This is a genomic window from Mesocryomonas lacus, assembly GCF_055730105.2.
In genome coordinates this window covers 53,065-64,791 of sequence record NZ_JBUZWF020000004.1, presented here as the reverse complement: position 1 = coordinate 64,791, position 11,727 = coordinate 53,065, and the positions used below count along the sequence as shown (strand labels likewise).

Genomic DNA, 11,727 nt, shown 5'->3' with positions numbered 1-11,727 from the left:
GCTACCGCTTGCGCTCGGCGGCCGCATCGCATGCTTCGCGGCTCGGCCCGTGCTTCTCGATGATCTCGCGGGCCTGCTCAGCCGCCAGGCCGTGCTTCTTGGCGAAGTAGCTCACCTCGTAAGGCTCGCTGGCGGATACCTTTGCCCTGTCGCGCCCGTCGGTCTTCTTCCTGTTGTCAGCCATCGCTCTCTCTCCTAATCGACCTTCCGCTATCCGGCACTGAAGCACCGTCGCTCGATCGAGTCGATGCGACGGTGCTTTCGGCATGGCGTTACCTCAGTACATCGGCATCCCGCCCGTCACCGGGATGACAGCGCCCGACATGTAGCTGCCCTCGCGGGACGCCAGCAGCACGTAGGCGGGCGCGAGTTCCGCTGGCTGCCCTGCCCGGCCGAGCGGCGTGTTCTGCCCGAGCTTCTCCAGCTCTTCCGGCTCCTTGGCGATCGGCTGGATCGGCGTCCAGACCGGACCCGGGGCAACGGCGTTCACGCGGATGCCCTTCGGAGCGAGGAGGTTCGACAACCCGATCGTCAGGCTGGAGATCGCGCCCTTGGTTGTCGCATAGACGATCATGTTCTCGGTCGCGACCTTCGCCTGGATGCTCGTCGTGTTCACGATGGAGGAGCCGGGCTTCATGTGCGGCGCCGCAGCCTTCGCCAGGCGGATCATGGCGTAGACGTTCGCCTCGAAGGCGCCCTGCATCTCGTCGTCGTCGATGTCGCCGAGGTCCTCGTTGGTCGTCTGCGCGGCGGCGTTGTTGACGAGCACGTCGATCCCGCCAAGCTCGGCGACGGTCCGCTCGGCCAGCGAGACGCAGTGGTCGCGATCGCGAATGTCGCCCGGCAACTGGAGGCACCGCCGGCCGGCCTTCTCAACCCAAGCCTTCGTCTCGTCGGCGTCGGCCTGCTCCTCCGGCAGATAGGAGATCGCGACGTCAGCTCCCTCGCGGGCGTAGGCGATGGCGACCGCCTTGCCGATGCCGGAGTCGCCGCCCGTGATCAGTGCCACTCGGCCGTCGAGCAGGCCCTTGCCGACATACGTCTCCTCGCCGTGGTCGGGCTTGGTGCGCATCTTCGTCTCGAAGCCGGGGCTGGCCTGCTCGAACTCGCCGGGGAAGGAAGTAGGCTGGCTGTTGCGTGGATCTGCGGTCATCAAGCTTCCTGTTCGTTGAAGGAGAGTTCGAGAAACTTACGACGGCGGCGATCGCTCCCATCAGTTCTTCACATGCCGATCCGAAAAGTTATGCGTCGGATCCGTCCTATGCCGTACTAGCGCGCGAGGCCGGATGCCGAAGCGCGCGCAGCTTCGCCTGGCCTGCTTCAGAGTTGGCCGGCGGCTGCTCGCTTCACGAGTTCGTCGACGACGACCCGGACCCGTGGTGCCATCTGACGATGGAGGGGCCACACGGCATGGAACGGCGAGCGAGCCCGGGTGCGGTCGTCGAGGACGGAGACGAGGCAACCGTCCTCGATGGGCGTCCGCACGAGGGTCTCCGGCATCTGGCAGAGGCCGAGTCCCGCAAGTGCCATGTCGACGATGGCCTCACCATCCCCGCACCGATGGGTCGCCGGCGGCTCGAAGGACACTGCCTTCCCGTCCTCGCCCGCCAGTCGCCACGTCTCCGACCGACCCGGTGTAAGCCCGACGATGCAGGCATGTCGCTTGAGGTCGTCCAGCCCCTGAGGGTTGCCCGTTGCCTCTAGGTAGAGCGGCGATCCACAGATCACGAGACGCTGGTCGCTGAGCTTGCGGGCGGCCAGATCGGTGCGGTCGGGCAACTCACCGAAGCGCAGGCAAAGGTCGACGCCCTCCTCGACGGGGTCGATGACCCGGTCAGAGAGACTTGCGGCCAGCCGTAGCTCGGGGTGGGCCCGAAGGATGTCGATCAGGATCGGCAGGACGACGCGCCGTCCATACACCGCGGGCATGTCGACGCGCAGGACGCCCCGCAGGGTCGTGGCACGGCTGCGGGCGAGATCCTCCGCTGCCCGGATCTGCTCCAACGCCGCCTCGCACTCGACGAAGAACGCCTCGCCCTCCGGCGTCAGCGACAGGCGGCGGGTCGTTCGATGAAGCAGCCGCACGCCAAGCCGCGCCTCGAGTTGCGCGACCGTCTTGCCAACCGCCGACTTCGTGATGTTGAGCTCGCCGGCGGCAGCCGTGAAGGAACCCGCCTTTGCGACTCGGACGAACACGTCGATACCCGCAAGCGGGTTGGGAAGGGCCATAAGACCTCAGAGATTGAAGCGTTGAGCTACACGATCTGACAACCGCAAGAGTGATTGTAGCACGGAGACGCAGGGTCCATCTTCCGGGAAAATCAGGAGTCGATCATGTCTGTTCTGTTCACCCCCTTGAGGCTCGGCTCGCTCGAATTGCCCAACCGGATCGTCATGGCGCCGCTGACACGCCAGCGATCCGGGTCAGAGCGCATCCCGAACCCCTTGATGGCCGAGTACTACCGCCAGCGTGCAGGCGCGGGCCTCATCCTCAGCGAGGCAACCTCGGTGTCGCCGCAAGGTGTCGGCTACCGCAACACCCCGGGCATCTGGAACGATGCGCAGGTCGTTGGCTGGCGGCTGGTGACCGAAGCGGTTCACGAGGCAGGCGGACGCATGTTCAGCCAGCTCTGGCACGTCGGCCGCATCTCGGATCCCGAGTGGCTTGACGGGGAGCTGCCAGTGGCGCCGAGCGCCATTGCGGCTGCGGGGCACGTCTCTGGCCTCCGGCCTATGCGCCCCCATCCCGTTCCGCGCGCACTCGAGACTGACGAGATGCCCGGTATCGTCGAGGACTTCCGTCTCGGTGCGGCACGGGCCAAGAAGGCGGGCTTCGACGGCGTCGAGATCCACGCCGCGAACGGCTACCTCATCGACCAGTTTCTCCAGGACAGCACCAACAAGCGCACCGACCGCTACGGCGGGTCGGTCGAGAACCGCGCCCGCTTCCTTCTCGAGATCACCGACGCCGTCATCTCCGTCTGGGGCGCGGACAAGGTCGGCATCCACCTGCGCCCTCGCGGCGAGGAACACGACATGGGCGACAGCGATCCGAAGGCGATCTTTGGATACGTCGCCGATGAGCTCCAAAAACGCTCCGTCGCCTTCATCTTTGTCCGCGAGATCGAGGCGGAGGACAGCTTGCTCGGCGAAATCAAGCGACGGTTCGGCGGGCCGGTCATCGCAAACGAGCTGATGTCGCGGGAGGACGGAGAGCGCCTGATCGGGGCGGGATCGGCTGACGCTTTGGCGTTCGGGCGCGACTACATCGCCACCCCGGACCTGGCGGAGCGCCTGCAACAGGGCCTGCCGTTCAACACGCTGACAAGGACACGTTCTACGGGGATGGCCCGGTGGGCTATACGGATTATCCGCGGATGATCCCGTCCTAGGGATGGACCGATCTCTTCACGGCGGCCGAGCAACTTACCCGTCGCGGCAGGCCGAAGCGGAGGGACTTGCCTAGCATCGATGCTTCGGGGTGGCCGTCCTAGGTTACTCCCGTCCGCGTCGAGAAAAGGACCTTGGGCCCGCATGCCTACTTGAACGGACCAATACGTCCTCTCATTTCGTCATCATCTACGTGACGAGACCCAGCGTTGGCACGCAAACATCGAAAACCGGGACATTGGGTGGAGCCGCCGCCGGAGTCCGCCACCGAGCCCGAACCATGCTGGCTGTGCGTCCGGCCTCTCGGACAACGGGTCGAGTGGCATCACACTCTTCCGAAGAGCCGTGGCGGCCGTGACACGGTTCCGGTCCATCCGATTTGTCACCGGACGATCCATGCCTGCTTCACCAACCTCGATCTCGAGCGGCATGCGGAAGCGGCGATCCCTCTGGATACAAACCTTGAGGTTGCCCGCTTCCTGCGCTGGATCGCCAACAAGGCGCCAGACTTTCACGCCCCGACCCGCAAGTCCCGCTGAACGGCGGAAGACGACCCTTCTCAGTCGTTTGGAATCTCTTTTGTCACGCCGGAAGCAGACATGAGCGCGAGCCGTTCTCAGCTTTCGGCACCTTCCAAAAACGAGGGGTTCGACAGGCCTCTCACTAATAAGCTCTGGTTATCGGTCTATGCCGCTTTGGCCCTCTAATCCGAACTGACGCGCCCGCGTACGTTGGCACCGAGATGGTCTCGATCAACCAACGGACGGACGAGCACATGAGAAACAAGAGCCCGCGAGCGGTATGGACGGCGGGCATCGCTCTCGCCACGATCGCCGTGGCATCGTTCATGCTGCCGGGTGGAGCAAGCGCGCCCCCGGCACATGCGGAAGAAAACGCCGTGACGTTTCCGCCGCTGGAGCAGCTTGAGCATTACACAACGGTTCGTCGGGGCCTGACTCGTGAGCACATGCTCACCAACCGTACGGCACTCGACTCAATCAAGGCCGGGCAGTCGGTGCCGACTGGGACGCACGTTGTCCTCGTCGACTATCAGAGCGATGTCCTCGAGCGATACCTCGTTGCCCAGAAGACGGGCGACGGCATCGACGACTGGCAGTACCAATGGTTCCGCCCCGACGGGTCGATCAAGGCCGACGAGAACGTGGAGCGGTGCTACTCCTGCCACCAGCGCAGCCGGCAGGACCGCCAGTTCATGTTCACCTATTCCGACGCCGTGGAGTTCGAGTGAGAGCCTTCGGCGGCCACCTAGGACGGGAGCAGGTCTCGGCCGTACTTGCCCAGCGCCTGGGGATCCCGGTAGCCATGACGGCCGTGCTCTTACTTTCGCTGGCTTACTGGTGGCTCGGGAACATCGCCCACGAACTGTTTGGCACAGCCCTCTTCGCCCTGCTTGCCGGGCATCTGGTGATGAACCGCCGTTGGTTCGCGAACCTGGCGCACGGACGCTACGACGGTCGACGTGTCGTGAAGCTGGTGCTGCACCTGCTGTTGGTGATCAACATGGCGGTGCTCCTCGTGACGAGCGTGGTGATCTCGAAGTCGGTGTTCGCCCCTCTGCCGATACCGGACAGCATCTACCTGCGAGACGTCCACTGGTTCTCGGCTTACTGGGTAATGATCGTCGTCGGGATCCATGTCGGCCTGCACTGGACGCGCGTGATGGCGCTGGTCCGCAAGACGCTTGGACTGGCTCCTGGGAACGCCACACGCACCTGGACGCTTCGGCTTCTCGCTGCGATGCTGGGCGCCTTCGGCCTTTGGAGTTGGTTCGTCCTGGGCGTGTGGAGCAAGCTCACGTTCACCTACAGCCTCGACTTCTGGGACTTCACGGCCGCGGTTGTTCCCTTCTTCGGGCATTGGGTCGGCGTCCTCGCCTTGCCGGCGATCGCTGCGTTCTACGTGACCTCCCTCACGGGGCGTCAGAAGCGGACTGGCTCAGGCGGATCCGCAACAGGGACGTAACGTCTTCTCCGACCTGGGGACGGTCGCCCAACTATGACGCGACTGCGGCCAAGCATACGCGACGATTGATAACCTGTATTTATGACAGCATGTCGATCTTCCAGGATAGTGCCGCTCCTCCCCGGGGCTTATCTCCAACACAGACACTTCGGCGGTAAAGCCGGAGAAGCGCGTGACGAACGAGAGGCGGCTGCGTGCCTCCAGCGCATGCGACCGCCATCAAATTGAAAGACCATCATGTCCATAGCCATCCAAACCAAGGCGCCGGCATCTGCTGTCGGGCCCGCCGCGTGGGGCGCTGTCCTGTCGATGTCACTGGGCGTCGTCGTTCTCATCGCATCCGAATTCCTGCCCGTCAGCCTGCTTACCCCGATCGCGGATACCTTGCAGATCACTGAGGGACAAGCTGGGCAGGCGATCTCGATCTCCGGCGTCTTCGCCGTCCTGACCAGCCTCTTCAGCTCGTCCTTCGTCACGCGCTTCGACCGACGGGTCGTGACCCTCTTCTTCACGTCGCTCCTGATCGTCTCCGGAGCGATCGTGGCGCTCGCACCGACCTATGTGGTCATGATGGCGGGGCGCGCTCTGCTCGGCATCGCGATCGGCGGCTTCTGGTCCATGAGCACCGCGACCGTCATGCGCCTCGTGCCGAGCGACGCGGTGCCGAAGGCGCTGGCTATGCTCAATGGGGGAAATGCCCTTGCGGCCACTGTCGCCGCACCGCTGGGAAGCTTCCTCGGCAGCATCATCGGGTGGCGGGGCGCCTTCTTCGCGGTGGTGCCGCTCGCCGTTTTCGCGATGGTCTGGCAACTCGTGTCGATGCCCGCCATGCCACCGGAGCCGGAGGCGAAGCCAGCGGGCAATGTCTTCCGCCTGCTCCGGCATGCCGCGGTTGCCTACGGCATGGCTGCCATCTTCCTGCTCTTCATGGGTCAGTTCGCCCTCTTCACCTACCTGCGCCCCTTCCTCGAGACCGTCACCCGGGTCGACATCTCGGTCCTGTCGCTCCTGCTCCTCGTGATCGGCGTCGCAGGTCTCGCGGGCACCTCGGTGATCGGCGGAATCCTGAACTCGCGCCTGTTCACCGTCCTGATCCTCATCCCGTTGGGAATGGCGGCGATCGCCGTCGCGCTGGTCCTGCTCGGCGCCTCAACCATTGCAACGGCAGTCCTTTTCGGCCTGTGGGGGCTCATCAGCGTGCCGGCCCCTGTCGGTTGGGGCACATGGCTCTCCCGGACGGTACCGGAGGACGCGGATGCAGGCGGCGGCCTCATGGTCGCTGTCATACAGCTCGCCATCACCCTTGGTGCCACGGCAGGCGGCATGCTCTTCGATTACAGCGGCTACAGGAGCACCTTCCTCCTTGCCGCCGTTCTCCTCTGCGGTTCCGCGGGAATGGCAATCATGGCCAGGAAGGCTGGAGCCGCGAAGGCTGCCTGACAGTTAGCGAGACAGATGAATGGGCGAGCTGCCGCTGCTGTCTCGCCATCGACGCGAGAAGGAGCATGCCATGAGCGAACGTCCCCGAGTGATCTGCCACATGATGTCGTCCCTAGACGGCGGCCTGCATCCGAGCCGCTACACGGAGAGTCCCGTCGGATCGAAGAAGGAGTGGGACGCCGCCTACAAGGCTGTTCACGAAACGCTGGGTGGCGATGCCTGGCTCGTCGGTCGCGTGACCATGGCGGAGATGGCCAAGGGCGAGCCGCACCCGCCGTCGGTCCGCGCCAGCGTCGATCGGCCGATCCACATCGCTCGTCGCGACACCGAACGCTACGCGGTCGCCGTCGACCCGTCCGCCAAGCTCCATTTCAGGAAACCCAACATCAACGGCGACGCGGTGATCGTGCTCCTGGGCAGCGAGGTCACCGATGCACATCTGGCGGAACTGGTCTCGGACGGGATCTCATACGTCGTCGCAGACGATCCGCAGATCGATCTGTTCGAGTCCTTGAAAACGCTTCGCGCGAAATTCGGGATCGAGCGCCTGCTGCTCGAGGGCGGCGGCGGGATCAACGGCTCGTTCTTCGCGGCTGGCCTCGTGGACGAACTGAGCTTGATCGTCGCTCCCGCGCTAGTCGGCCGCGTCAACGAGCAGGGGTTCGTCGCCTACGGGGATGAGGGCTTGAAGGGTAGAGTCCAGCTTTCGCTCATTGGCTTCGAACAGCTCGACCACGAGCTTCTGCACCTACGATATGCCGTGACGGCGTCCTGAGGGCAGCGCGATATTTCTCGTATCCGAGAGCGGGCGGTCGCATGAAGGATGGCTCATGACCCGCTTGGGCACGCCAAGGCGTCGCTCGCTCCAAACCCCATTCATAACCCACGTCTATGACAGCAATCGGCGTTTGAGGGGTAATCGAGCGCCCAGTTTAGACCAGTTACAGACTGATCTTGGGACGCTCTGACCCCGATGGTCCCCGCGCCCGCCCCGCATCCGGCGAGTGGCCTGTCGGAACTGAACGGCGCCGAGAGCGCTCAACGACGGAGACAGCGATGAAGTCCACAGACCTTGAACTCAATCGCCGGGAGCTGATGGTAAGCGCGTCCGCTTGCGTGGCCTCCACGGCGCTGACGGGAACCGCCATGGCACAGGAAGCCTCGGACACTGGGACCGCGGTCCTCTCGAAGGTGTCCTTCACGGTGAACGGCGAGCGGCGCGAGCTTGACCTTGACCTGCGTACGACGCTCCTCGACGCCCTGCGCGAGCACCTGCACCTTACAGGCTCGAAGAAGGGGTGCGACCACGGGCAGTGCGGCGCCTGCACGGTGATGGTGAACGGTCGCCGCATGGTTTCATGCCTGTCGCTCGCTGTGATGCACGAGGGCGACGAGGTGACGACGATCGAGGGCCTTGGCACGCCCGACAAGCTCCACCCAATGCAGGATGCCTTCGTGAAGCACGATGGCTACCAGTGCGGCTACTGCACACCCGGCCAGATCGTCTCGGCGGTGGCCGTCCTCGCAGAAGTGAAGGCGGGCATTCCGAGCCACGTCACGTCCGATCTGTCGGCCGCGCCTGAAGCGTCGAACGCCGAGCTCCGCGAGCGCATGAGCGGCAACATCTGCCGCTGCGGTGCCTACTCCAACATTGCCGAAGCGATGACCGAAGTCGCCGGGAGGCCCGCATGAAGTCCTTCACCTACGAACGCCCATCCTCTCCAGCCGAAGCCGCGCAGGCCGCAAGCGCCAGGCCCGGCGCGAAGTTCATCGCGGGCGGCACGAACCTCCTCGACCTCATGAAGCTCCAGATCGAGACCCCGCAGCACCTCATCGACGTCAACGGCCTGAAGCTCGACACGATCGAGGCCACCGGAGACGGAGGCCTTCGCATCGGTGCCCTCGTGCGCAACACAGGTCTTGCCAGCGACGAGCGCGTGAAGCGCGAGTACGGCGTGTTGACGCGGGCGATCGTGGCCGGCGCGTCGGGCCAGCTCCGCAACCGCGCGACGACGGCGGGCAACCTTCTCCAGCGCACGCGCTGCCCTTACTTCTACGACACCAACATGCCCTGCAACAAACGCCAGCCCGGCTCTGGCTGCTCGGCGCTCGAGGGCTACTCTCGCCAGCTCGGCGTCGTCGGCGTCAGCGATGCCTGCATCGCGACGAATCCTTCGGACATGAACGTCGCGCTCCGGGTGCTCGACGCAACCGTCGAGACCGTGAAGCCTGATGGCGAGACCCGTGCCATCCCGATGGCCGACTTCCACCGCCTGCCCGGCGACACCCCGCACATCGAGACGGCACTGGAGCCCGGGGAACTGATCACGGCGGTGACGCTACCCAAGCCCCTCGGCGGCACGCAGATCTACCGAAAGGTCCGCGACCGCGCGTCCTACGCATTTGCGGTCGTCTCCGTCGCGGCCGTCGTGCAGCCGGACGGCTCGGGCCGTTTCGCCGTCGGCGGCGTCGCGCACAAGCCGTGGCGTTTGGAGGAAGCCGATGCCGCGTTCTCCAACGGCGCGAAGGCCGCCGCCGGGCGGCTTCTCGCCGGCGCCAAGCCCACCGAGCACAACGCGTTCAAGATACCGCTGGTCGAGCGCACGCTCGGCGCGGTGATGGCGCAGGCGAGGATTTGATCTCATGAAGTTCGATACAGCCGCCACGACCAATCCGATCGACCAGATGAAGGTCGTCGGCAAGCCGCACGAGCGCATCGACGGGCGCCACAAGGTGACGGGCACCGCGCCCTACGCCTACGAGCGCCACGATGTCGTCCCCGACGCTGCCTATGGCTACGTCGTGGGGAGCGCCATCGCCAAAGGCCGCATTTCCGCCCTGCATCTCGACGAGGCGAAGCGTGCGCCAGGCGTCATCGCGATTGTCACGGCTGAGAGCGCCGGTGAACTCGGCAAGGGCAAGTTCAACGTCGCCAAGCTCCTCGGCGGCCCGGCCGTCGATCACTACCACCAGGCCATCGCGCTGGTCGTTGCGCGGAGCTTCGAGGAAGCGCGGGATGCGGCCAGCCTTATGCGCATCGACTACATCAGCGATGACGGGCGCTTCGATCTGGAGGCGCTCGCCAAGGATGCGCCGCTTGTCCCGGGCAATAGCGACGAGGGAAGCGCCACCCCCGGCGAGGAACGAATTGGCGACTTCGAGCAGGCCTTCACCGAAGCGGAGGTCAAGCTCGACGAGCAGTACACGACGCCGGACCAGAGCCATTCGGCGATGGAGCCCCATGCCTCGACGGCACGCTGGGACGGCGACGAGCTGACCGTCTGGACGTCGAACCAGATGATCGACTGGGGTTTGACCGATCTCGCGGCGACGCTGAACCTGCCGAAGGAGAAGGTGCGCCTGATCTCGCCCTTCGTCGGCGGCGGCTTCGGCGGCAAGCTGTTCCTGCGCACGGACGCGGTCTTGGCCGCGCTTGGCGCGAAAGCTGCCGGTCGCCCGGTCAAGGTGACGCTGACGCGCCCATTGATTGCCAACAACACGACGCACCGCCCCGCAACCATCCAGCGTATCCGCATCGGTGCCGGGCGCGACGGGCGCATTACCGCCATCGCGCATGAAAGCACCTCCGGCAACCTCAAAGGCGGCGATCCGGAAACGGCTGTGGCACAAACCAAGCTGCTCTACGCAGGCGAGCATCGTCTGGCATCCCTGCGGATGGCCGAGATGGATCTACCGGAAGGCAACGCCATGCGGGCGCCGGGCGAGGCGCCCGGCCTGATGGCGCTCGAAATCGCGATGGACGAGATGGCCGAGAAGCTCGACCTAGATCCGATCGAGTTCCGAAGCATCAACGACACCCAGGTCGACCCGATGAAGCCAGAGCGGCCCTTCTCGCAGCGCCAACTGGTCGAGTGCCTACGACAGGGAGCGGAGCGTTTCGGCTGGAGCGCCCGTAGTTCGCGGCCCGGGCAGGTCCGCGACGGGCAGTGGCTGGTCGGCGTCGGCGTCGCTGCGGCCTTCCGCAACAACATGACCCTTCCTTCCGGCGCGCGGGTGCGGCTCGGACAGGACGGCATCGTCACTGTCGAGACGGACATGACCGACATCGGTACGGGCTCCTACACGATCATCGCGCAGACCGCGGCCGAGATGATGGGGCTGCCTTTGTCCCGCGTCGCGGTGAACCTGGGCGATTCCAGCTTCCCGATCTCGGCGGGGTCTGGCGGCCAGTTCGGCGCCAACTCGTCCACGGCGGGCGTCTACGCCGCCTGTGTGAAGCTTCGGGAAGCCATCGCCGCGAAGCTCGGCTTCAACTCGGCGGACGATCTGGTCTTCGCTGACGGCGAAGTGCGGTCCGGCAACCGTTCGGTCGCGCTGACGGATGCGGCGGCCGACGGCGAGCTTGTCGCGGAGGACACGATGGAATGGGATGCTGCTTTTACCGACGCCGAGCAGCAGTCGACCTTCGGCGCCCATTTCGTCGAGGTCGGGGTGGACGTCGCAACGGCGGAGGTCCGCGTTCGCCGCATGCTGTCGGTCTGCGCGGCGGGCCGGATCCTCAACCCGATGACGGCCCGCAGCCAGGTGATCGGTGCCATGACCATGGGCGTCGGCGGCGCGCTCATGGAGGAGCTCGCCGTAGACAAGCGGTACGGCTTCTTCGTCAACCACGACCTCGCGGGGTACGAGGTTCCGGTCCATGCGGACATCCCACACCAGGAGGTGATCTTCCTCGACGAGACCGACCCGCGCTCCTCGCCGATGAAGGCCAAGGGCATCGGCGAACTGGGTCTCTGCGGAGTGGGTGCGGCGGTGGCCAACGCCGTCCACAACGCTACTGGCATCCGCGTACGGTCCTACCCGGTCACGTTGGACAAGCTGATCGGAGCTCTGCCAGACGTCGCCTGATCGGGTGGCGGGCGTGCTGGACCAGCGGTCCCAGCGCCCGCCATC

Annotated in this window: 12 protein-coding genes; 9 read left to right on the top strand and 3 right to left on the bottom strand. The window is 65.4% G+C overall.

All coding sequences use genetic code 11. From position 1 onward, the window contains the following. Position 1: 1 nt before the first annotated feature. From ACZLZQ_RS14545 to ACZLZQ_RS14535, 3 genes are all read right to left on the bottom strand, one after another. Positions 2-184 (bottom strand): DUF3606 domain-containing protein, encoded by a 183-nt coding sequence (locus ACZLZQ_RS14545; protein ID WP_472949993.1) that lies wholly within the window; start codon positions 182-184, stop codon positions 2-4. A gap of 93 nt (positions 185-277) precedes the next feature. After that, complete coding sequence (locus tag ACZLZQ_RS14540) at positions 278-1,153, bottom strand: SDR family oxidoreductase (RefSeq protein ID WP_472949992.1); 876 nt, start codon at positions 1,151-1,153, stop codon at positions 278-280. Positions 1,154-1,320: 167 nt separating this feature from the next. Continuing rightward, the gene (locus tag ACZLZQ_RS14535) at positions 1,321-2,229 is read right to left on the bottom strand and encodes a LysR family transcriptional regulator (protein ID WP_472949991.1); all 909 of its coding nucleotides are present in this window, start codon (positions 2,227-2,229) and stop codon (positions 1,321-1,323) included. A 105-nt stretch (positions 2,230-2,334) separates the two neighbouring features. Between ACZLZQ_RS14535 and ACZLZQ_RS14530 the strand changes: the two genes are divergently transcribed. From ACZLZQ_RS14530 to paoC, 9 genes are all read left to right on the top strand, one after another. Next, a complete protein-coding gene (locus tag ACZLZQ_RS14530; protein ID WP_472949990.1) occupies positions 2,335-3,381 on the top strand; it encodes an alkene reductase in 1,047 nt (348 codons plus the stop codon). Positions 3,382-3,599: 218 nt separating this feature from the next. Then, positions 3,600-3,929, top strand: coding sequence for a hypothetical protein (locus ACZLZQ_RS14525; protein WP_472949989.1), 330 nt, complete (start codon positions 3,600-3,602; stop codon positions 3,927-3,929). 236 nt (positions 3,930-4,165) lie between these two features. Beyond that, positions 4,166-4,639 carry a hypothetical protein gene (locus ACZLZQ_RS14520; RefSeq protein ID WP_472949988.1) on the top strand — a complete coding sequence of 158 codons (474 nt, stop codon included), beginning with the start codon at positions 4,166-4,168 and terminating at the stop codon, positions 4,637-4,639. Positions 4,640-4,713: 74 nt separating this feature from the next. Beyond that, positions 4,714-5,373: a DUF4405 domain-containing protein gene (locus ACZLZQ_RS14515; protein WP_472949987.1), complete on the top strand. Its 660-nt coding sequence runs from the start codon at positions 4,714-4,716 to the stop codon at positions 5,371-5,373. Between the two features lie 237 nt (positions 5,374-5,610). Next, positions 5,611-6,813, top strand: coding sequence for an MFS transporter (locus ACZLZQ_RS14510; RefSeq protein WP_472949986.1), 1,203 nt, complete (start codon positions 5,611-5,613; stop codon positions 6,811-6,813). A 19-nt stretch (positions 6,814-6,832) separates the two neighbouring features. After that, positions 6,833-7,588, top strand: a complete 756-nt coding sequence (locus tag ACZLZQ_RS14505; protein WP_472949985.1) for a dihydrofolate reductase family protein — start codon at positions 6,833-6,835, stop codon at positions 7,586-7,588. 281 nt (positions 7,589-7,869) lie between these two features. Next, on the top strand, positions 7,870-8,505 hold the full coding sequence (paoA, locus tag ACZLZQ_RS14500) for an aldehyde dehydrogenase iron-sulfur subunit PaoA (RefSeq protein ID WP_472949984.1): 636 nt from the start codon (positions 7,870-7,872) through the stop codon (positions 8,503-8,505). After that, complete coding sequence (locus ACZLZQ_RS14495; RefSeq protein ID WP_472949983.1) at positions 8,502-9,452, top strand: FAD binding domain-containing protein; 951 nt, start codon at positions 8,502-8,504, stop codon at positions 9,450-9,452. The genes paoA and ACZLZQ_RS14495 overlap by 4 nt, the downstream gene beginning before the upstream one ends. A gap of 4 nt (positions 9,453-9,456) precedes the next feature. After that, the gene (gene paoC / locus ACZLZQ_RS14490) at positions 9,457-11,682 is read left to right on the top strand and encodes an aldehyde oxidoreductase molybdenum-binding subunit PaoC (RefSeq protein WP_472949982.1); all 2,226 of its coding nucleotides are present in this window, start codon (positions 9,457-9,459) and stop codon (positions 11,680-11,682) included. Positions 11,683-11,727: the final 45 nt, after the last annotated feature.